Consider the following 20372-nt stretch of genomic DNA (forward strand, 5'->3'; position numbering starts at 1 on the left):
CCCCCCCCCCCCCCCCCCCCCCCCCCCCCCCCCCCCCCCCCCCCCCCCGCTTCTCTATATAGCTGAGACGCTGTCACAGCACCCCTGCAGAACGCAGCACCTGAACAGCCCCTGCATCCAATCCCAAGACATCCCTCAGCACCGCCTCGGTATGCTCCCCCAGCAAAGGTGGGGCCCGACGATACTCCACGGGCGTCTCCGACAACCTGATCGGGCTCGCCACCTGAGGCACACTGCCCGCCAGCGGATGAGGAACATCCACCTTCAAGCCGCGCGCCACGACCTGCGGATCCTGGAACATCTGCGCCAGGTCGTTGATCGGCCCGCACGGCACTCCAGCCCTTTCCAGCTCCGCCACCCACTCGGCAGTGGTCTTGAACACCGTCGCCTGTCGAATCAGAGGAATAAGCTCCGCCCGATGCGCAACCCGCTGCTTGTTGGTGGCAAAGCGCGGATCATCTGCCCACTGCGGCTGACCGGCCACTTCCGCGAACTTGCGGAACTGCCCGTCGTTACCCACCGTAAGGATGAAGTCACCATCGGCCGTCGGGAAGTCCTGGTAAGGCACGATGTTGGGATGCGCATTACCCAGGCGCTTGGGCGGTGTGCCCGTGGTCAGGTAGTTCATTGCCTGGTTGGCAAGACACGCCACCTGCACATCCAGCAGAGCCATATCGATATGCTGGCCCTCCCCCGACTGATCGCGATGCGCCAGCGCTGCAAGGATCGCCACCGTGGAATAAAGCCCAGTGAGAATATCCGTCAGCGCTACTCCCACCTTCATGGGCCCGGCACCCTGCTCATCCTCAGGCCGCCCGGTCAGACTCATCAATCCGCCCAGCCCCTGGATCATGAAATCGTAGCCCGCGCGCTTGGCATAGGGCCCAGTCTGGCCAAAGCCAGTGATCGAACAATAGATAAGCCTTGGATTGACCGCCTTCAGGCGTTCGTAGTCCAGCCCATAACTCGCCAGCCCACCCACCTTGAAATTCTCGATGACGATATCCGACTTTGCCGCCAGTTCGCGCACCAGGCGCTGACCTTCGGGCTGGGTGAAGTCGATAGTCACCGAACGCTTGTTCCGGTTGGCCGACAGATAGTAGGCCGCCTCGCTGGTGTTCTCGCCTCGGGCGTCCCGCAGGAAGGGCGGGCCCCACGCCCGGGTGTCATCGCCGCTGTCCGGGCGCTCGACCTTGATCACGTCAGCCCCGAGGTCGGCGAGAATCTGGCCGGACCACGGCCCGGCCAACACACGCGACAGGTCCAGCACCCGCAGATGTGACAGTGCTCCCATGGCCGCGCCCCTCTATTAATAGAACGCCTGGATGCCGGTCTGTGCGCGGCCGAGAATCAACGCATGGATGTCATGCGTCCCTTCATAGGTGTTGACCACCTCGAGGTTGACCAGGTGACGCGCCACCCCGAACTCGTCGGAGATCCCGTTACCGCCGAGCATGTCGCGCGCCAGACGGGCGATATCCAGCGCCTTGCCGCAGGAGTTGCGCTTCATGATCGAGGTGATCTCCACCGCCGCAGTGCCCTCGTCCTTCATCCGCCCCAGCCGCAGGCAGCCTTGCAGCCCCAAGGTGATCTCGGTCTGCATGTCGGCGAGCTTCTTCTGGATCAGTTGGTTGGCGGCCAGAGGGCGACCGAACTGCTTGCGGTCCAGGGTGTACTGGCGTGCAGTGTGCCAGCAAGCCTCCGCCGCACCCAGCGCGCCCCAGGAAATGCCATAGCGCGCCGAGTTCAAACAGGTGAACGGGCCTTTCAGACCACGGACCTCGGGGAAGATGTTCTCTTCCGGCACGAACACGCCGTCCATGACGATCTCACCGGTGATCGACGCACGCAGGCCAACCTTGCCATGAATGGCTGGAGCGCTCAGACCCTTCCATCCCTTTTCCAGAATGAAGCCACGAATATCGCCGGCATCGTCCTTCGCCCAGACCACGAACACATCGGCGATCGGACTGTTGGTGATCCACATTTTGCTGCCCGTCAGGCTGTAGCCACCCTCGACCTTGCGAGCACGGGTGATCATCGCGCCAGGGTCGGAGCCGTGGTTGGGTTCGGTCAAACCGAAGCAACCAATCCATTCCCCACTGGCCAGCTTGGGCAGGTACTTCTGCTTCTGCGCCTCACTGCCGAACTCGTTGATCGGCACCATGACCAGCGAAGACTGCACACTCATCATCGAGCGGTAGCCCGAGTCGATCCGCTCCACTTCACGGGCGATCAACCCATAGCACACATAGTTGAGACCACTACCGCCATACTCCGCCGGAATGGTCGCCCCCAGCAGTCCGACCTCGCCCATCTCACGGAAGATTGCCGGATCGGTCTGTTCGTGACGGAACGCCTCGATCACCCGCGGAGCAAGCTTGTCCTGGGCGAACTGATAAGCGCTGTCACGCACCATGCGCTCTTCTTCAGTGAGCTGCTGATCCAGCAGCAGCGGATCGATCCAGTTGAAGCTTGCTTTACCGGCCATGGGCAGAGTCCTCGAAAGGTATGTGACGAAATTTCTTGTTGCCTTGATCCTAGGCCGGAACCTGTCGGCGGACAAACGAGGATTGCGCACCTATTAGTGCTATTTTCTCACTCCGTAATAAGCGAAATCCCTATCTAACGCTTCTTATAAGTGAGAATGACGTACATGCGGCGCAAGATACCCAGCACCACCGCCCTGGTCTGCTTCGAGGCGGCCGCCCGCCACGAGAGCTTTACCAAGGCCGCCCAGGAACTGGCGCTGACCCAAGGTGCCGTCTGTCGGCAAATCGGTGGCCTGGAGGGCTTTCTCAATGTGGAGCTTTTCCGACGCTCGCGCCGGGGTGTGAAGTTGACCGAGGCTGGTCTGTCGTACAGCCGCCAGGTCTCGGCGCAATTGGACGCGGTGGAACGGGATACCCTGTCGGTCATGCGCCAGCAGGGCGCCAACGTCATCGAACTGGCCGTAGTGCCGACCTTCGGCACCCAGTGGCTGCTCCCTCGTCTGAAGGACTTCCAGCAACGCCACCCGGAGGTAACGGTCAACCTCACCAACCGCACGCGGCCTTTCCTGTTCGCCGACACCACCTTCGATGCCGCCATCTACTTCGGCGACGCCGACTGGTCTGGCACCCAGTCACATCGCCTGATGGGTGAAAATCCGGTGCCAGTGTGCAGCCCGCAATGGCTCGACGGACGAGACGCACTAGACGCCAGATACATCGCCGAGCTGCCATTGCTGCAGCAGACCACCCGCCCCTACGCCTGGCGGCAGTGGTTCGACAGCCTGGGCATGAGCGTGGAACGCGACATGAACGGCCCGCGCTACGAGCTGTTTTCCATGCTGGGCCAGGCGGCAATGCACGAAATGGGCATAGCCTTGATCCCGCCGTTCCTCATCCAGCGCGAGCTGGCGGAGGGCCGACTGGTGGTCGCAAACAAGCATGCCCTGTCGAGCGACAAGGCCTACTATCTGATGATTCCCGAGCGCAAGGTGGAGTCAGCTTCGCTGCGCGCCTTCCGCGACTGGCTGGTGATTCAGGCGCGCGACTACGCCGCAAGCGCATGAAACCCAAAAGCTGACCTCGTAGTCAATTATTTTAAACACCTACAGATATATGGATTTGTCGCAAATCCATAAACTGTTCCATTAGCGAAAAAAACCATATCAACCCTAGTAACCGCGAGGGTTTGCCGCTGTTTTTACGACATCCAGCAAACTACGGACGAAAACCGCCAAAAATTTTCGATTTTTTCTCCTAAGCTCCCAATAGCGCGTTCTTGACGGCCTGGATGCGGACGGTTGCGACAAGTGGTCACAGGGTGACTTGTAGTTTTAACTTCGTTTCGCTCCAGAACCGGTTGAAGCACCTGCGGTTCGTCTGCAAAATGCCTCGCCCGCCCCGGAACCGGCGGTATGCATTGCTCAACGACCGCTCCAGCAGCACCACCCGAAGTGCGCTGGAATCAACAATGACAAGGTCACCGCAGGAGACAAAGTCGTGCACATTGGTGTTCCTCTAGAGACGCAGACGGGTGAGGCGAGGGTTGCCGCGACCCCGGAAACCATCAAGAAACTGGTCGGCCAGGGCCATCAGGTCACTGTCGAACGGGGCGCCGGACTCAAAGCCAGCATCCCGGACAGCGCCTATGAGGCCGCAGGTGCTTCCTTGGGTGACGCTGGCGATGCCTTGGGCGCGCAGTTGGTGCTCAAGGTGGTGGCGCCCAGCGACCAGGAACTGGCCCGGATCAATCCCGGCAGTATCCTGGTGGGCATGCTCAACCCCTTCAACAGCGAGCTCATCGCAAGGATGGCCGAACACGGCATCACCGCCTTCGCCCTTGAAGCCGCTCCGCGCACCTCGCGCGCGCAAAGCCTGGACGTGTTGTCATCGCAGGCCAACATCGCCGGCTACAAGGCCGTGCTGCTTGCGGCGCACCACTATCCACGCTTCATGCCCATGCTGATGACCGCTGCGGGCACCGTGAAAGCCGCGCGCGTGCTGATCCTCGGTGCCGGTGTGGCCGGCCTGCAGGCCATCGCCACGGCCAAGCGCCTCGGGGCAGTGATCGAGGCGTCGGACGTACGGCCCGCCGTGAAAGAACAGATCGAATCGCTTGGCGCCAAGTTCATCGACGTCCCCTATGAGACCGATGAAGAACGCGAGTGCGCCGAAGGCGTAGGCGGTTACGCCCGCCCGATGCCGGCCAGCTGGATGCAACGCCAGGCCCAGGCGGTGCACGAACGCGCGAAGCAGGCCGACATCGTCATCACCACCGCACTGATCCCCGGCCGCAAGGCACCGACGCTGCTCAGCGCCGAGACCGTGGCGCAGATGAAACCCGGCTCGGTCGTCATCGACCTCGCGGCGGCCCAAGGCGGCAACTGCCCGCTCACGGTGGCCGATCAGGTAGTGATGGCACACGGCGTCACCATCGTCGGCCCGACCAACCTGCCCGCCCAGCTGGCTGCCGACGCCTCTGCGCTGTACGCACGCAACCTGCTGGACTTCATGAAGCTGCTGTTCGACAACGACGGCACGCTGGTGATCAACCTGGAAGACGACATCGTCGCCGCGTGCCTGATGTGCCGCGACGGCCAGGTCGTGCGCAAGAACGGCTGAGGAGCACGACAATGGAAGACATGCTGATTTCCCACGGAATCTACAACCTGATCATCTTCGTGCTGGCCATCTACGTTGGCTACCACGTGGTCTGGAACGTCACCCCGGCGCTGCACACCCCGCTGATGGCGGTGACCAACGCGATTTCCGCGATCGTCATCGTCGGCGCGATGCTCGCCGCAGCGCTGACGGTCACCCCGGCCGGCAAGCTGATGGGCACCCTCGCCGTGGCCCTGACCGCGGTCAATGTGTTCGGTGGCTTCCTGGTCACCCGCCGCATGCTGGAAATGTTCAAGAAGAAAACCAAGAACGAGGGGCAGAAGTAAGCATGAGCATGAATCTGGTCACCCTTCTCTACCTGGTCGCCTCGGTCTGCTTCATCCAGGCTCTCAAAGGCCTGTCGCACCCGACCACCTCCCGGCGCGGCAACCTGTTCGGCATGATCGGCATGGGCATTGCCATGCTCACCACCATCGGCCTCATTTATAAGCTTGCTGCACTCTCGGTCGGTAGCGGCGGCGCCACCGCGGGTATCGCCTATGTCCTCGTCGGCCTGCTGATCGGCGGCAGCGCCGGGTCGATCATGGCCAAGCGCGTCGAGATGACCAAGATGCCAGAGCTGGTCGCTTTCATGCACAGCATGATCGGCCTGGCCGCGGTATTCATCGCCATCGCCGCGGTGCTCGAGCCGCAATCGCTGGGCATCGTCGCCAGCATCAGCGACCCGATCCCCACCGGCAATCGCCTGGAGCTGTTCCTTGGCGCAGCCATTGGTGCAATCACCTTCTCCGGCTCCGTGATCGCCTTCGGCAAGCTGTCGGGCAAGTACAAGTTTCGCCTGTTCCAGGGCGCACCCGTACAGTTCGCCGGCCAGCACAAGCTGAACCTGATCCTTGGCATCACCACCCTCGCCCTGGGCTTGCTGTTCACCTTCACCGGACACTACAGCGCCTTCACCCTGATGCTGGTCCTCGCCTTCGTCATGGGTGTGCTGATCATCATCCCGATCGGCGGTGCCGACATGCCGGTGGTGGTGTCGATGCTCAACAGCTACTCGGGCTGGGCCGCGGCAGGCATTGGCTTCTCGCTGAACAACTCGATGCTGATCATCGCAGGCTCCCTGGTCGGCTCCAGCGGTGCAATCCTCTCGTACATCATGTGCAAGGCGATGAACCGCTCGTTCTTCAATGTCATCCTCGGCGGCTTCGGTGGCGACACCGATAGCGGCGCGGCGGCCGGCACGAAAGAACAACGCCCGGTGAAATCCGGTTCGGCCGACGATGCAACCTTCCTGCTGAGCAACGCCGACAGCGTGATCATCGTTCCCGGCTACGGCCTCGCGGTGGCCCGCGCCCAGCACGCCCTGAAAGAGCTGACCGAGAAGCTGACCCACAACGGTGTAACCGTGAAGTATGCGATTCACCCGGTGGCGGGGCGCATGCCCGGGCACATGAACGTGCTGCTGGCCGAAGCCGAGGTGCCGTACGACCAGGTGTTCGAAATGGAGGACATCAACGCCGAGTTCGGTCAGGCCGACGTTGTGCTGGTGCTGGGCGCCAACGATGTGGTCAACCCCGCAGCGAAGAACGATCCCAAGTCGCCGATTGCCGGCATGCCGATCCTCGAAGCCTTCAAGGCCAAGACCATCATCGTCAACAAGCGCTCCATGGCCAGCGGTTATGCGGGCCTGGACAATGAACTGTTCTATCTGGACAAGACCATGATGGTGTTCGGTGACGCCAAGAAAGTCATCGAGGACATGGTCAAGGCAGTGGAGTAGTCCTTTTCCGAGCTGGACGACACCGTTTTAGAAGGCCCCGGGAAGATTCTTCCTGGGGCCTTGTCGTTTTGCTGATCCAGATCAACGGCTCTATTTCCGGGCTTCTCATACGACCATGGTCGCGGGACGGCATCGGGCTAAATCTCTAGACTGCGCTGCAGTAGCCCAAGTAGCCCGAGATAACAATCCATGTACCGTGATCGTATCCGCTTGTCCTCCCTGCACAGCAAGGTAATGAGTGCGGCCGATGCCGCTGGCCTGATCGAGGACGGCATGACCGTCGGCATGAGCGGCTTCACCCGCGCCGGTGAAGCCAAGGCAGTGCCACACGCCCTGGCCGAACGTGCCAAGCAGTCGCCACTGAAGATCAGCCTGATGACTGGCGCCAGCCTGGGCAACGACCTGGACAAGCAACTGACCGAGGCCGGTGTACTTGCCCGGCGCATGCCCTTCCAGGTGGACAGCACCCTGCGCAAGGCCATCAATGACGGGCAGGTGATGTTCATCGACCAGCACCTGTCGGAAACCGTCGAGCAGTTGCGCAACAAGCAGCTGACCTTGCCGGACATCGCAGTCATCGAAGCGGTGGCGATCACGGAACAGGGCCACATCGTGCCGACCACCTCGGTGGGCAACTCGGCCAGCTTCGCGATCTTCGCCAAGCAAGTCATCGTCGAGATCAACCTGTCGCACAACCCCAACCTCGAAGGGCTGCACGACATCTATATCCCGACCTACCGTCCGACCCGCACGCCGATCCCGCTGGTGAAGGTCGATGACCGCATCGGCAGCACCGCGATCCCGATCGATCCAGCGAAGATCGTCGGCATCGTCATCAGCGACCAACCAGACTCGCCTTCCACCGTCCTGCCACCGGATGACGAGACCCAGGCCATCGCCAACCACCTGATCGGGTTCCTCAAGCAGGAAGTTGATGCCGGACGCATGAGCAACAGCCTTGGCCCGCTGCAGGCCGGCATCGGCAGCATCGCCAATGCCGTGATGTGCGGCCTGATCGAATCGCCGTTCGAAGACCTGACCATGTACTCCGAAGTGCTGCAGGACTCGACGTTCGACCTGATCGATGCAGGCAAGCTGCGCTTCGCCTCGGGCAGCTCGATCACTCTGTCGACCCGCCGCAATGCCGACGTATTCGGCAACCTCGAGCGTTACAAGGACAAACTGGTGCTGCGCCCGCAGGAGATTTCCAATCACCCTGAAGTGGTGCGTCGCCTGGGCATCATCGGGATCAACACCGCGCTGGAGTTCGACATCTACGGCAACGTCAACTCCACCCACGTGTGCGGCACCCGGATGATGAACGGTATCGGTGGTTCTGGCGACTTCGCCCGCAACGCCCACCTCGCGGTGTTCGTGACCAAGTCGATTGCCAAGGGTGGTGCAATTTCCAGCGTGGTGCCGATGGTCAGCCATGTCGATCACACCGAGCATGATGTGGACATCCTGGTTACCGAACAGGGCTTGGCCGACCTGCGCGGCCTTGCACCGCGCGAACGTGCCCGGGCGATCATCGACAACTGCGTGCATCCGGACTACCGCGCCGCACTGAACGACTACTTCGACCGCGCCTGCCAGCGAGGCGGGCACACCCCGCATATCCTGCGCGAAGCACTGAGCTGGCACGAAAACCTGGAAGAAAGCGGGCGGATGCTGGCTGGCTGATCGGCCAGCTGTATCGGTCTTCTGAGCCCATCGCGGGACAAGCCCGCTCCTACACTTCAGCTGTAGGAGCGGGATTATCCCGCGATCATGTCTGCCGTGAAAAAACAGTTAAACGGTTAAATCTATAAAACTGTACTACTGTACCGCTAAAATCCCCGCATCAATCCCGCCGATATTTTAAAACGCAGCGAAAATGCACGAAAACAGTGCAGACCAGTACAGTTATGCCAATTCGGAGTGCAACAGTAGCGTTTAACAGTTAACTGGCCCATCGCAATACTGGTGAACTGTATCTACTGTCATGGACGACAGAGGAGGATCATTGGCATCAGTTAAATCACTACCTAATCCCGCCACAAGCGGAAGGATGACACATCATGGAACGTACCCTCAGTTCCGGTCTGGTTTTCGAAAACAACGTTGAATCCAAAGCCTCGGCTCCTCTGCGCGCCCTGTCGACCCTGCTGCTGTGGCAGCGTCGCATCGCCAGCCGCCGTCAACTGGCTCGCCTGGATGCCCGCCTGCTGGCCGACGCCGGTATCAGCGAGTCCCAGCGCTACCAAGAGCTGAGCAAGCCTTTCTGGCGCTAAGCTCCGGCTTGCCGGCACCACGCCGGCACCGCGAATTCTCAAAACCCGTCGCAGGGAACTGCGACGGGTTTTTTGTTTCAAACCCCCGCAGTTGAGCAGCTCAACACAGAAGCAGTACAATTTCCAATAATTAAAAAAGGACCGTAACAGTTCCGTCTGGTCTCGTCCTTCACATCTGGAAACAGAGCCACGTGATACGCTTGCGACAACGGCCTGTTAGCTTGGTCAAACGCGCTGCCTATTATCTAAAGTACCGTGACGAGCAGTGCGAGCGTCCGAATAACCAGAACTACCCCCCGCAGGAGCCCCTACCATGTCCCGTAAATACCTGTTTGGCGCTGCCATGCTGCTGAGCTTGGCGGGCACCGCCCACGCCACCAGCTTCGTCGTCACCACCGATGCCGTGGTTGGCGCAGTGGCCGCGTCCACCGACGCCACTTCCGACGTCTCCTCTTCGTTCCGTGACGACAAGATCGTCCAGGCCGCCCGTGACGACGCTGCCAGCTTCGTTGGCAGCCAAGGGGATATCCGCGGCGCGAAGCTGGAAAGTGCCTTCATCCATATCCGCCAGCAGATGCCTGCACTACAAGCCAGCGACACGCAACTGGCACAGGCCATCCTGGCCCTCTGACGCCAACCATCCTACCCGCAGGCCACGGCGCCCCCGTCGCCTGCGGGAACAGCATTCACCCTGTCGACAGAGCGTTGTCCAAGCCCATGCGTTACCTTGTGCCCTTGCTGCTCGCCATTGCCAGTATGGGAAGCGCCCATGCCATGGATGTCACGACCCAGTTTCCGGTCATGACCGGCTATGTCACCAGCCAGGTGACCACTGCGCCGTTCGACCGCAAGATCGTCGGCATGGCCCATGATGATGCGGCCGCATTCGTCGCCAGTGACGGCCGGATTCGTGGCGCGCGGTTGCAAGCCGCACTGACGGAACTGCGCCATATCTATTCGCGTCAGTCCGTCGGTGACCTTGAACTGGCAGAAGCAATTCTCGTCCAATGATCACACCTGACTCCCTGTATTTTTCGGAGATGCTCCATGCGTAAACCGCTGATCGCCGCTACCCTCGGCATGTTGCTGCTGGCCGACCTGGCCCAGGCGCAAACCCTGGTGGCCACCAGCAATATCATCGTTCGCGCCTTTGGCCGCTCGATCGATTTCACATCCGACACCACCACCTCGATCCGCGACTCCAAGGTCGTGCGCGAGGCCCGCGACGACGCCGCCAGCTTCGTCGCCAGCAATGGCGATATCCGTGGCGCCCAGCTCGAAGCTGCATTCGACACCCTGCGCGAGCGTGTGCCTGAAGCGCGTGACGCCAGCGACCAGGTACTGGCCGAAGCCATCCTGTCACTGTGAAGCGCGTGCGTGCCTGGCTGCTCGGCTGCGCCCTGACGCTGCTCGGCACGCCCGCCCTGGCCGACCTGCAGCTCGAGCTGCAGACTGTCGGCCTGGACGCTCGACAGCAGCAGGCCTCCCAGCAGCTGTTGGATGAGGCGCTTTCGAAGCTGCCCCCCTCCTTCAAACAGCGCCTGGATCGCCGTATCCAGGTCGGCTGGACCGACAAGATGCCCGCCGATGCCTACGGCCAGGCCTCGCCAGTCTCGACGCTAGATCTCAATAGCCGCCTGCTACCAGGGCTAGCCGATGGCAGTGCCGCCACGGAAAAAACCCATCGCCCCCACGGCACGGTGCGGGAAGAACTGCTGGCCACCGTGCTGCACGAGCTCACCCACATCTATGATCGCGCGCGCCTGTGGCCCAGTGCCGAGCGCTCGCTGATCGCCCGCTGCAACCGCCAGCAGGGCACCCTCGGCCAGATCGGCCTGCCCCAGCAATGCCGTGGTCAGACTGCTCGCCGCTTCACCCTGAGTGACGATCCGCGCCTGCTCGACCTTGCCGGCTGGCCGCAGTACGTCGGCCGCCGTGGCGAGCGTGAACAGCACAACGGTCAACTGGTACGCACCCCGGACAGCTATGAGCTGAGCAGCCCCAAGGAGTTTGTCGCGGTCAACATGGAGTACTTCCTCCTCGACCCGAGCTATGGCTGCCGGCGCCCGGCCCTGAACCAGTACCTGCACGATCATTTCGGCTGGGCACCTCAGCAGGACACCTGCGCCAAGGGCCTGCCGTTCCTTAACGCCGGCAGTGACTTCGCCCGCGAGCCGCTGGGCGAAATCGACCCCGAGCGCGTCTACGAAGTCGACTACCTGCTTGCCGAGGCCAACCAGAACTGGGTCAGCCGCTGGGGACACAGCATGCTGCGCCTGGTGATCTGCGCACCGGGCCGCCCACGCGGGCCGGACTGCCGCCTGGACCTGGACCGTCATCTGGTGTTGTCGTACCGCGCGTTCGTCAATGATGTGCAATTGTCCAGCTGGGACGGCCTGACCGGCGCCTATCCGTCGCGCCTGTTCGTCCTGCCGTTGGGCCAGGTGATCGACGAGTACACCAAGACCGAACTGCGCAGCCTGGCCTCCGTGCCGCTCAAGCTCGATCGCCGGCAGGTCGAGGACCTGGTGCGCCAGGCTGCCGAAATGCACTGGAGCTACGACGGCAATTACTATTTCCTGTCCAACAATTGCGCGGTGGAAACCCTCAAGCTGATGCGCAGCGGCACCGCCGACCAGCGCTTCAGCGATCTCGACGCGATCATGCCCAACGGCTTGCTCGAAGTCCTCAAGGGAAGAGGTCTGGCCGACACCAGCGTACTCGACGATCCGCGCGAAGCGCTGCGCCTGGGCTATCGCTTCGACTCTTATCGCGACCGCTACCAGGCCATGTTCGAAGTGTTGAAGAAGCAGTTGCCGATCAAACAGAGCGCCGTGGAAGACTGGTTGGCCCAGGATGCCGAGCAACGCCGCCCCTGGTTCGCCCAGGCCGACTTGCGCACCAGTGCGGCCTTGCTGCTGCTCGAGCAGGCCAGCCTGCGCCGCCAGTTGCTGCTGGCCCAGGACGAAGTCAAGCAACGCTACCTCAATGCCGCCGCGCTCAAGGACGGCAGCATCGACAAGGCCAATGCCACGCTGCAGCAGATGCTTGCCAACAGTGGCTTCCTCAGCCGACCGGCCGAGCTGCTCGAAGCGGATGGCTACGGCTTGCCGCAACCCCAGGAGCGGGTGCATCTGGAAAAGGTCAGCAGTGAACGGCAGGCGCAGTTGCTACGCCTGAGTACCGATTTGGACAAGGAAGTCAGAGCGCTGCTGGAGCCAGCCCGCGCGAAGGAAATTGCGGCCATCGAGGCCAACGTGAAGCAGATAGGAGAACACCTGCGCACCCTGCACAAGGCAGCTGGCGGTTTGCAGCTGCCTTGAGCGCAGGGCTACTTGATAGGCCGCCAGATCAGCGGGTAGCGGTACGGCTTGCCTTCATTGGCCCGAACCCCTGCCAGGATGATCAGGATCAGCACTGCCACCGCCAGGATGGCGAACAGCACGATGCCGATCACCACGAACATCAGCAGGAAGCAGATGAATCCGGCAATGGTGACGCTGATCTGGAAGTTCAGCGCTTCCTTGCCCTGGGCATCGACGAACGGATCGACCTCACGCTTCCAGATCCACATCACCAGTGGCCCGAGCAGATGCCCGAGCGGCATCACCAGCCCGAGCAAGGCGCTGAAGTGGCAGAACATCGCCCATTGCCGAACTTCGGCGCTCGGCGTTTCGATCGGCAGATTCGTCTCACTCATGGGTCCATCGCCTCCTTGGCGCAGCTTCAGTCGGCCAATGCAGCCTTCTGCAGGTCGAAGATCTCGGTCATGCCCTTCTGCGCCAGCGCCAGCATGGCGTTGAAGTCTTCAGGCTGGAACGGCGCGCCTTCGGCAGTGCCCTGCACTTCGATGAAGCCACCGGCGCTGGTCATGACCACGTTGAGGTCGGTTTCGGCAGCCGAGTCTTCTAGGTAGTCGAGGTCCAGCACTGCCTCGCCCTGGTACATGCCCACCGACACCGCGGCAATCATGTGCTTGAGCGGGTTGCCGCCCTTGAGACCGCCACGCTTCTTGATCACCGCCAGGGCGTCGCACAGGGCCACCATTGCGCCGGTGATCGAAGCGGTGCGGGTGCCGCCGTCGGCCTGGATCACATCGCAGTCGACGTACAGCGTGATGTCGCCCAGCTTGCTCATGTCCAGGGCTGCGCGCAACGAACGGCCGATCAGGCGCTGGATCTCGAGGGTGCGGCCGCCCTGCTTGCCACGACTGGCCTCACGCTGGTTACGCTCGCCAGTGGAGCGCGGCAGCATGCCGTACTCGGCCGTCAACCAGCCCTGCCCCTGGCCTTTGAGGAAGCGTGGTACACCATTCTCGACGCTGACCGTGCAGATGACCTTGGTGTCACCGAACTCGACCAGTACCGACCCCTCGGCGTGCTTGGTGTAGTTGCGGGTGATGCGGATCGAGCGAAGCTGATCGGCAGCGCGACCACTTGGACGTTTCATCTGGGATACCTGTACTGGAATTCGAATCAGGCGGCCATTATAGAGCCGTGCGTCCTGCGAGGACATGCCTATTGTCGCGGCCTCGCAACCCGTCGACTTTTCCCACCTTTGCCTGCGACGCCCTGTAGCATGGTCCGATTGGGCGCCACCGCCGCACTGCGCTACAATCCTGCGCCTTGCAGCCGAAAGGCTTCCCCGTACACACCGAATTCGCGAGGTACTCCCCATGGTGCACAGCATGACCGCCTTTGCCCGCGTCGAGCGCGCCGGCAGCCAGGGCACCCTGGCCTGGGAGCTGCGCTCGGTCAACCACCGCTATCTAGAACCGCACCTGCGCCTGCCCGAAGCCCTGCGCGATCTTGAGGGCGCGGTACGCGAAGGCCTGCGCCAGGGGCTGTCGCGCGGCAAGGTCGAATGCACCTTGCGCCTGTCCGAAGACAGCACCGGCAAGCCGTTGCAGGTCGATCGCGAGCGCGCCGCGCAACTGGTCGCCGCCGCCGAGACCGTGGCCGGGCTGATCAATCAGCCAGCCCCGCTCAATCCCCTCGAAGTGTTGGCCTGGCCCGGCGTGCTGGTAGCCGATGCCGCCGACCCACAGGCGCTGAACACCGAGGCGATGGCACTGTTCGACGAGGCGCTCGCCGAGCTCAAGGCCGGCCGCCTGCGCGAGGGCCAGGAGCTGGCCCGACTGATCAACGAGCGCCTGGACGCCATGACCACCGAAGTCGCCACCCTGCGCGCCCTGGTGCCACAAATGCTGGCCGCCCAGCGCCAGCGCATCATCGACCGTTTCAACGACCTGCAGGCCGAGCTCGACCCGCAGCGCCTGGAGCAGGAGATGGTGCTGCTGGCACAAAAGAGCGACGTCGCCGAAGAGCTCGACCGTCTCAGCACCCATGTCACCGAGGTGCGCCGCGTGCTCAAGTCGGGCGGCGCCGCCGGACGACGCCTGGACTTCCTGATGCAGGAACTCAATCGCGAGGCGAACACGCTCGGCTCAAAGGCCTTCGACCCGCGCAGCACCCAAGCAGCGGTCAACCTGAAGGTGCTGATCGAACAGATGCGTGAACAAGTACAGAACATCGAGTAAGGCCACCCCACCATGAAGCACAGCAGCGGCACCCTCTACATCGTTTCGGCGCCTTCCGGCGCTGGCAAGACCAGCCTGGTCACTGCTCTGACCCAGCAAGACCAGCAGATCCGCGTCTCTGTCTCCCACACCACCCGTGCCATGCGCCCAGGCGAGATCCACGGAGTGAACTATCACTTCGTGGTTCACGAGGAGTTCAAGGCATTGATTGCCCAAGGCGACTTCCTCGAGCACGCCGAGGTGTTCGGCAACTTCTACGGCACCTCCCGCAGCGCGCTGCAGGAAACCCTCGACCAAGGCTTCGACCTGATCCTTGAAATCGACTGGCAGGGTGCGCAGCAAGTGCGCAAGCTGATGCCCGAGGCCCTGTCGATCTTCATCCTGCCACCGAGCCAGGAAGCCCTGCGCCAGCGTCTGGACGGGCGCGGCCAGGACAGTGAAGAGATCATCGCCGGGCGCATGAAGGAAGCGGTCAGCGAGATGGTGCATTACAACGAATTCGACTACGTCATCGTCAACGATGACTTCGAAGACGCGCTCGAAGACCTGAAGTCGGTGTTCCGTTCGAACCGGTTGCTGCTCAAGAAGCAGCAGCAGCGCCATGGTGAGCTGTTGAAGCAATTGGTCGGCTGAACCACGCGCTGAAACCAGCGCGGGGCAAGTCGCAACGACTTGCCCCGCGATAGGGCTGCGCAGCAGCCCCACCTACGCCTTATTCCTGCAACTGCAGTTTCGCCTGCTGCTGCAAGGTCGCCCCGAGGAAGTACGCCGGTGCACGCAGTCGCGACAGCATCATCAGCACGATCCCCAGCACCGAGATGATCGCCGCGATCACGAACACCAGCCCCAGCCCACCGACATGCGAGCCGCTGCCAAAGTCGGGCGAGGCGCTGTCGATCGCGGTACGCACGAAGATCACCGACAGGATCACCCCACCCACCAGCGGGCACAGGCCGCGCATGAAGAAGTGGCGCAGGCTGTCGAACAGGCTGTCGCGGAAGTACCAGACACAGGCGAACGCGGTCAGCGAATAGTAGAAGCAGATCATCATCCCCAGCGCGGTGATGGTGTCTGCCAGCACGTTCTCGCTCAGGGTACGCATGGTCACGTAGAACAAGGCCGCAGCCACGCCCGCACAGATGGTCGCGTAGCGCGGCGTCTGCGAGCGCGGGCAGACACTGGCGAAGCGCTGCGGCACCGCACCGTAGTAGCCCATGGCGAGCAGGGTGCGCGCCGGCGACACGAAGGTCGACTGCAGCGACGCCGCCGTGCTGGCCAGCACCGCAATCGACATCAGGATCGCCAGCGGCCCCATCACCGGACCTGCCAGGTGGGCGAAGACGTTCTCCTGGATGCGCGGATTGCCCAGGCCCAGGCCAGTGTCGCTGATGCCGGCGAACTGAAGGGTGGCAATGGCGGTGAACAGATACAGGCCAAGGATCAGCAGTACCGTCCAGGTAGCAGCCTTGCCTGGCACTTCGTCGCTGCCGATGGACTCTTCGCTGACGGTGAGGCACACGTCCCAGCCCCAGAAGATGAAGATCGACAGCGACAGCCCGGCCGCGAAGGCCGAGAACGATTCGACCCCGAAGGGATTGAACCAGGCGAAATCGAATTCCAGCGGCGGTGGCGCGGTAGTCTCGCCGAACGCAGCAAAACCAAAGCCCACCAACACCAGCAATTGCAGGGCAACCAGGCCGTACTGCACGGTCATGGTGGTACCCATGCCCCGGCAGCAGATCCACACCGCCAGGGCGATGAACGCACAACAGGTAGTGACGTTGATCAACAGGTTGTCCGCTAGCGCGGCATACTCGTGATGCCCGGTGATCTGCCCGATGAACAGGTAGAAGAAATCGACCGCCACACCGGCCAGGTTCGAAAGCACGATGGTGGTGGCGACGACCAGCCCCCAGCCACCGATCCAGCCGATCATGGGACCGAAGGCACGTGCCGACCAAGTGAATGAGGTGCCGCTGTCGGGCTCCGCGGCGTTCAGCTCACGGTAGCCGAGGGCAACCAGCAGCATCGGCAGGAAGCCGACGATGAAGACCGCGGGAAGATGGGCGCCGACCTCACGCACGGTCGGGCCAAGGGCGCCGGTCAGGGTGTAGACCGGGGCAATGGTGGAGATGCCCAGCACCACGCTGGCCAGCAGGCCCAGGCGACCTTTGGCCAGGCCTTTGCTGGCGCGCTGGGTGTTGCTGCCCGCGTCGGCCGCCACATCGGGAGGGCGGCCGGCTTCTGTGTATTCGCTCATGAGTTATTTGCCGTTGCTATTGGTATTGTTTTCACAGGCCTTGCGAACAAGGCCCGCTTTCACTCATTGAAAGCTTGCTGCAGGGGATGGGTCATCCGAGACCTTCGGGTAACGTCAGAATGCCTTCTGGCGCGAGCCCTCCCGAGCAGCATGGGCAATGCAGGCCTCACGAAACGCCTGAAACAGACGTAGGGAGACCGGGTTTTCGGCGAAACGCCACTCCGGGTGCCATTGCACGCCAAGCACGAAGCCCGACGCATCACTCATCGACACCGCTTCAATCAGGCCATCCGGGGCCCGTGCCTCGACACGCAGGCCCGGGGCCAGACGGTCGATGCCCTGGCTGTGCAGCGAGTTGACCTCGAACTGCTCCGCCAGGCCCAGGCGCTCGAACAGCCCGCCCGGCGCAATGCCGACCGTGTGTCGAGGCCCGTATTGCACCTCCAGGGGTGCGTCCTCAGGTTCGCGGTGGTCCAGGTAGCCGGGCAGTTCATGCACCCGCTGGTGCAAAGTGCCGCCCAAGGCCACGTTGAGTTCCTGGAATCCACGGCAGATGCACAACACCGGCACGCCGGCGGCTATGGCGGCCTGCAGCAACGGCAGGGTCAGGCGGTCACGCGCAACGTCGTGCCGGGTACCGTCCACGCTGGGGGCGCCATTGTAATGATGCGGCTCGACATTTGAAGGCGAGCCGGTAAAAAGAATGCCATTCAGACGCGCCAGCAGCGCTTGCGGGTCGCTGGCCGTGTCGCGCGCCGGCAGGATCACAGGCAGCCCGGCAAAACCTGCCGCCTCGACATACTTGTCGCCCACCGTGTGCGATGAGTTCTTCCCAACCTGCTGGCGGCAGGCGCTGACACCGATCAAGGGAACCGCGATTGCGCTCATGGGCTTACACCGTGTGCAGGTACCAGTTGTATTCGAGGTCGGAGATCGACACTTCGAACTCCGCCAGCTCGCTTTCCTTGCAGGCCACGAAGATGTCGATGTATTCCGGGCTGATGTATTGGTTGAGGACCTCGCTGTCATCCAGCGCTCGCAAGGCATCACGCAGGTTGTTCGGCAGGCTCTGCTCAAGCTGCTCGTACGAATTGCCCTCGATCGGCGCGCCGGGTTCGACCTTGTTGGTCAGGCCGTGGTGGATACCAGCGAGAATCGCGGCAAGCATCAGGTAAGGGTTGGCATCGGCACCTGCGACGCGGTGCTCGATACGCAAGTTATCGCTGCTGTCGGTGGGCACGCGCAGGGCGACGGTGCGGTTGTCCAGACCCCAGCTCGGGGCGTTCGGCACATAGAACTGAGCACCAAAGCGACGGTAAGAGTTGATGTTCGGGCACAGGAAGGCCATCGACGCCGGCATGGTTTCCAGTACACCGCCAATGGCGTGACGCAGGGTTTCGCTCTGCAGCGCATCGTCGTTGGCGAAGATGTTCTTGCCGGTTTTCTTGTCCAGCAGCGAGATGTGCACGTGCAGGCCGTTGCCCGCCTGGCCCGGGTAGGGCTTGGCCATGAAGGTCGAGTCCATCTCGTGGTCGTAGGCGATGTTCTTGATCAGGCGCTTGAGCAGGATCGCGTAGTCGCAAGCCTTGAGCGGATCGGCGACGTGATGCAGGTTGACCTCGAACTGCGCCGGGGCACTTTCCTTGACGATCGCATCCGCCGGCAGACCCTGCTCCTTGGCGGCTTCGAGCATGTCCTGCAGGCAGTCGGCGTACTCGTCCAGGTCGTCGATCAGGTAGACCTGGGTGGACTGCGGGCGCTTGCCCGAGATCGGCGAGCGTGGCGGCTGCGGCCGACCGTTCAGATTGTCCTGGTCGATCAGGTAGAACTCCAGCTCGAACGCTGCGCAAATATCCAGGCCAAGCGCATCGAACTTGCTCACCACCTGGCGCAGCACTTCACGCGGGTCGGCGAAGAACGGCTCGCCTTCGATTTCGTGCATGGTCATCAGCAACTGCGCCGTCGGCCGCTTCTGCCAGGGCTCGTTGGAGAGCGAGCCTGGGATCGGATAGCAGATGCGGTCGGCATCGCCGATATCCAGGCCGAGGCCCGTGCTTTCGACGGTCGAGCCGTTGATATCCAGGGCGAACAGCGAAGCCGGCAGGTTGATGCCCTTCTCGTACACCTTGTGCAGGCTGGCCCGCTCGATGCGCTTGCCACGCACCACGCCGTTCATGTCGGAGATCAACAGGTCGACGTACTGTGTGTCCGGGTGGGCTTCCAGGAATTCATTCATCTCGCGGGAAGAACGGGCGCACGGGGAGACCGACGTCATGGCTGTACATCCTTTGATTCGGAGCGGCGATGTGGGGATATGGCTGGCGCCTCGAGGGCGACGATGGTTGCTGCTGTTGTTCTTTTCACTGCCCCATCGTGGGGAAATTCTGTGGCTCGCCCGGTGCATTGATTCCCGGGGGCCGTTCCACTATAAAGTGGGCTCCAGTGCAACAGACATTGGCAAATCGGCAAGCAGAGCGTGCACAAATGCAATATCAGATCAATCACGCGGACCTCGCCCTGGTCCTGGCGCTGGAACGTGGTCGCTCACTGGCCAAGGCCGCCGAGCTGCTCAAGGTCGATGTTTCGACGGTGTTTCGCTCGATCCGGCGACTGGAGTCGGCGCTGGGCACCGCCCTGTTCGTCAAGAGCCGCAAGGGCTACCTGCCAACCGACACCGCACAGGCCCTGGCCGAACAGGCTGAACGGGCCGAGCAGGCGCTGGACGCCGCGCGCATCGCCCTGACCAGCGGCGAGCAGGTGGTCAGCGGTACCGTGCGCCTGACCTGCACCGAAGCCGTGCTGCACAGCCTGTTGCTGCCCGCACTGGCCGAATTCATGCCCAACTACCCCGCGCTGTCGCTGGAAATGGGCACCTCCAACACCTTCGCCAACCTGAGCCGACGCGACGCCGACATCGCCCTGCGCCTGACCAACACACCGCCGGAGCATCTGGTCGGACGCTGCCTGGGCTCGACGTCCTATGTAATCTGCGGACGCCCGGAGTTTCGCGAGCGCCTGGCCGAGTCGCCAAACAGCGTGCCGTGGATCGCCCCTGACGACGCCATGCAGGACCACCCCACGGTAGTCTGGCGCAACCAGCAGCACCCCGACCTGATCCCACGCTACCAGTGCAGTGGCATGTCGACGATTGCTCAGTTGGTCAGCACCGGCATGGGAGTGGCGGCGCTCGCCGACTACATGGTCGACACCTTGCCCGGTGTCGAGGCCTTGAGCGGCGCGCTGCCAGGCTGTGACACCCAACTGTGGCTGCTGACCCGCCCCGATTGTCGAGCGCTGCGTTCGGTACAGACCTTGTTCGAGGAACTGACCCCACGCTTGCGCGACGCGATGCGCTGAAGCTGTTGTGTTCGCGGGACGGGAAGCGTTATCGTCAGGTTCAAGCGAGAGG

20 protein-coding genes are annotated in these 20372 nt (G+C 62.6%); 13 read left to right on the forward strand and 7 right to left on the reverse strand.

What is annotated here, in order from left to right; translation table 11 throughout:
- Positions 1–73: 73 nt before the first annotated feature.
- Both IAE40_RS19440 and IAE40_RS19445 read right to left on the reverse strand, forming a co-directional pair.
- The gene (locus IAE40_RS19440; RefSeq protein WP_200603713.1) at positions 74–1294 is read right to left on the reverse strand and encodes a CaiB/BaiF CoA transferase family protein; all 1221 of its coding nucleotides are present in this window, start codon (positions 1292–1294) and stop codon (positions 74–76) included.
- Positions 1295–1309: 15 nt separating this feature from the next.
- A complete protein-coding gene (locus IAE40_RS19445) occupies positions 1310–2491 on the reverse strand; it encodes an acyl-CoA dehydrogenase (protein ID WP_054894853.1) in 1182 nt (393 codons plus the stop codon).
- Between the two features lie 165 nt (positions 2492–2656).
- On the opposite strand from IAE40_RS19445, the gene IAE40_RS19450 reads away from it, so the two are divergent.
- The 10 genes from IAE40_RS19450 (at position 2657) to IAE40_RS19495 (ending at position 12487) form a co-directional block, all read left to right on the forward strand.
- On the forward strand, positions 2657–3556 hold the full coding sequence (locus IAE40_RS19450; protein WP_125931129.1) for a LysR substrate-binding domain-containing protein: 900 nt from the start codon (positions 2657–2659) through the stop codon (positions 3554–3556).
- A 433-nt stretch (positions 3557–3989) separates the two neighbouring features.
- Positions 3990–5111 (forward strand): Re/Si-specific NAD(P)(+) transhydrogenase subunit alpha, encoded by a 1122-nt coding sequence (locus IAE40_RS19455; RefSeq protein ID WP_197891678.1) that lies wholly within the window; start codon positions 3990–3992, stop codon positions 5109–5111.
- Positions 5112–5122: 11 nt separating this feature from the next.
- A complete protein-coding gene (locus tag IAE40_RS19460; RefSeq protein ID WP_200603714.1) occupies positions 5123–5437 on the forward strand; it encodes an NAD(P) transhydrogenase subunit alpha in 315 nt (104 codons plus the stop codon).
- A 2-nt stretch (positions 5438–5439) separates the two neighbouring features.
- A complete protein-coding gene (locus IAE40_RS19465) occupies positions 5440–6891 on the forward strand; it encodes an NAD(P)(+) transhydrogenase (Re/Si-specific) subunit beta (protein WP_200603715.1) in 1452 nt (483 codons plus the stop codon).
- Between the two features lie 189 nt (positions 6892–7080).
- On the forward strand, positions 7081–8574 hold the full coding sequence (locus tag IAE40_RS19470; RefSeq protein ID WP_151925827.1) for an acetyl-CoA hydrolase/transferase family protein: 1494 nt from the start codon (positions 7081–7083) through the stop codon (positions 8572–8574).
- Positions 8575–8951: 377 nt separating this feature from the next.
- On the forward strand, positions 8952–9164 hold the full coding sequence (locus IAE40_RS19475) for a DUF1127 domain-containing protein (RefSeq protein WP_054894859.1): 213 nt from the start codon (positions 8952–8954) through the stop codon (positions 9162–9164).
- Between the two features lie 313 nt (positions 9165–9477).
- Complete coding sequence (locus IAE40_RS19480) at positions 9478–9795, forward strand: DUF2388 domain-containing protein (protein WP_063541802.1); 318 nt, start codon at positions 9478–9480, stop codon at positions 9793–9795.
- Positions 9796–9881: 86 nt separating this feature from the next.
- On the forward strand, positions 9882–10175 hold the full coding sequence (locus IAE40_RS19485; RefSeq protein WP_054894861.1) for a DUF2388 domain-containing protein: 294 nt from the start codon (positions 9882–9884) through the stop codon (positions 10173–10175).
- Between the two features lie 36 nt (positions 10176–10211).
- A complete protein-coding gene (locus tag IAE40_RS19490; RefSeq protein ID WP_054894862.1) occupies positions 10212–10532 on the forward strand; it encodes a DUF2388 domain-containing protein in 321 nt (106 codons plus the stop codon).
- Positions 10529–12487 carry a DUF7844 domain-containing protein gene (locus tag IAE40_RS19495; protein WP_200603716.1) on the forward strand — a complete coding sequence of 653 codons (1959 nt, stop codon included), beginning with the start codon at positions 10529–10531 and terminating at the stop codon, positions 12485–12487. Before IAE40_RS19490 ends, IAE40_RS19495 begins: the two co-directional genes overlap by 4 nt.
- An 8-nt stretch (positions 12488–12495) precedes the next feature.
- Here IAE40_RS19495 and IAE40_RS19500 read toward each other — a convergent pair whose 3' ends face one another.
- Positions 12496–12864 carry a DUF4870 domain-containing protein gene (locus IAE40_RS19500; RefSeq protein WP_054894864.1) on the reverse strand — a complete coding sequence of 123 codons (369 nt, stop codon included), beginning with the start codon at positions 12862–12864 and terminating at the stop codon, positions 12496–12498.
- Between the two features lie 26 nt (positions 12865–12890).
- The gene (rph, locus tag IAE40_RS19505) at positions 12891–13613 is read right to left on the reverse strand and encodes a ribonuclease PH (RefSeq protein WP_063541806.1); all 723 of its coding nucleotides are present in this window, start codon (positions 13611–13613) and stop codon (positions 12891–12893) included.
- A gap of 226 nt (positions 13614–13839) precedes the next feature.
- Between rph and IAE40_RS19510 the strand changes: the two genes are divergently transcribed.
- Together IAE40_RS19510 and gmk are read left to right on the forward strand one after the other, a co-directional pair.
- The gene (locus IAE40_RS19510) at positions 13840–14703 is read left to right on the forward strand and encodes a YicC/YloC family endoribonuclease (RefSeq protein WP_153774192.1); all 864 of its coding nucleotides are present in this window, start codon (positions 13840–13842) and stop codon (positions 14701–14703) included.
- Positions 14704–14715: 12 nt separating this feature from the next.
- On the forward strand, positions 14716–15336 hold the full coding sequence (gene gmk / locus IAE40_RS19515; protein ID WP_063541808.1) for a guanylate kinase: 621 nt from the start codon (positions 14716–14718) through the stop codon (positions 15334–15336).
- A gap of 79 nt (positions 15337–15415) precedes the next feature.
- On the opposite strand, the gene IAE40_RS19520 is transcribed toward gmk, so the two are convergent.
- From IAE40_RS19520 to IAE40_RS19530, 3 genes are all read right to left on the reverse strand, one after another.
- On the reverse strand, positions 15416–16963 hold the full coding sequence (locus IAE40_RS19520; RefSeq protein ID WP_054894868.1) for an APC family permease: 1548 nt from the start codon (positions 16961–16963) through the stop codon (positions 15416–15418).
- Positions 16964–17077: 114 nt separating this feature from the next.
- Positions 17078–17851 carry a gamma-glutamyl-gamma-aminobutyrate hydrolase family protein gene (locus IAE40_RS19525; protein ID WP_153774191.1) on the reverse strand — a complete coding sequence of 258 codons (774 nt, stop codon included), beginning with the start codon at positions 17849–17851 and terminating at the stop codon, positions 17078–17080.
- Between the two features lie 4 nt (positions 17852–17855).
- Positions 17856–19238 carry a glutamine synthetase family protein gene (locus IAE40_RS19530; protein ID WP_054894870.1) on the reverse strand — a complete coding sequence of 461 codons (1383 nt, stop codon included), beginning with the start codon at positions 19236–19238 and terminating at the stop codon, positions 17856–17858.
- Positions 19239–19447: 209 nt separating this feature from the next.
- Between IAE40_RS19530 and IAE40_RS19535 the strand changes: the two genes are divergently transcribed.
- Positions 19448–20320, forward strand: a complete 873-nt coding sequence (locus IAE40_RS19535; RefSeq protein ID WP_054894871.1) for a LysR family transcriptional regulator — start codon at positions 19448–19450, stop codon at positions 20318–20320.
- The last annotated feature ends 52 nt before the right edge of the window (positions 20321–20372 follow it).

It is taken from the genome of Pseudomonas sp. S44 (genome assembly GCF_016624805.1).
Classification (GTDB): Bacteria; Pseudomonadota; Gammaproteobacteria; order Pseudomonadales; family Pseudomonadaceae; genus Aquipseudomonas; species Aquipseudomonas machongensis.

Coding starts and splice junctions, on each gene's coding strand:
- IAE40_RS19500 (WP_054894864.1), bottom strand. CDS start 12,864: ATGAGTGAGACGAATCTGCCGATCGAAACGCCGAGCGCCGAAGTTCGG.
- IAE40_RS19445 (WP_054894853.1), bottom strand. CDS start 2,491: ATGGCCGGTAAAGCAAGCTTCAACTGGATCGATCCGCTGCTGCTGGAT.
- IAE40_RS19470 (WP_151925827.1), top strand. CDS start 7,081: ATGTACCGTGATCGTATCCGCTTGTCCTCCCTGCACAGCAAGGTAATG.
- IAE40_RS19440 (WP_200603713.1), bottom strand. CDS start 1,294: ATGGGAGCACTGTCACATCTGCGGGTGCTGGACCTGTCGCGTGTGTTG.
- IAE40_RS19535 (WP_054894871.1), top strand. CDS start 19,448: ATGCAATATCAGATCAATCACGCGGACCTCGCCCTGGTCCTGGCGCTG.
- IAE40_RS19480 (WP_063541802.1), top strand. CDS start 9,478: ATGTCCCGTAAATACCTGTTTGGCGCTGCCATGCTGCTGAGCTTGGCG.
- rph (WP_063541806.1), bottom strand. CDS start 13,613: ATGAAACGTCCAAGTGGTCGCGCTGCCGATCAGCTTCGCTCGATCCGC.
- IAE40_RS19465 (WP_200603715.1), top strand. CDS start 5,440: ATGAGCATGAATCTGGTCACCCTTCTCTACCTGGTCGCCTCGGTCTGC.
- IAE40_RS19475 (WP_054894859.1), top strand. CDS start 8,952: ATGGAACGTACCCTCAGTTCCGGTCTGGTTTTCGAAAACAACGTTGAA.
- IAE40_RS19525 (WP_153774191.1), bottom strand. CDS start 17,851: ATGAGCGCAATCGCGGTTCCCTTGATCGGTGTCAGCGCCTGCCGCCAG.
- IAE40_RS19520 (WP_054894868.1), bottom strand. CDS start 16,963: ATGAGCGAATACACAGAAGCCGGCCGCCCTCCCGATGTGGCGGCCGAC.
- IAE40_RS19490 (WP_054894862.1), top strand. CDS start 10,212: ATGCGTAAACCGCTGATCGCCGCTACCCTCGGCATGTTGCTGCTGGCC.
- IAE40_RS19530 (WP_054894870.1), bottom strand. CDS start 19,238: ATGACGTCGGTCTCCCCGTGCGCCCGTTCTTCCCGCGAGATGAATGAA.
- IAE40_RS19510 (WP_153774192.1), top strand. CDS start 13,840: ATGGTGCACAGCATGACCGCCTTTGCCCGCGTCGAGCGCGCCGGCAGC.
- IAE40_RS19485 (WP_054894861.1), top strand. CDS start 9,882: ATGCGTTACCTTGTGCCCTTGCTGCTCGCCATTGCCAGTATGGGAAGC.
- IAE40_RS19450 (WP_125931129.1), top strand. CDS start 2,657: ATGCGGCGCAAGATACCCAGCACCACCGCCCTGGTCTGCTTCGAGGCG.
- gmk (WP_063541808.1), top strand. CDS start 14,716: ATGAAGCACAGCAGCGGCACCCTCTACATCGTTTCGGCGCCTTCCGGC.
- IAE40_RS19460 (WP_200603714.1), top strand. CDS start 5,123: ATGGAAGACATGCTGATTTCCCACGGAATCTACAACCTGATCATCTTC.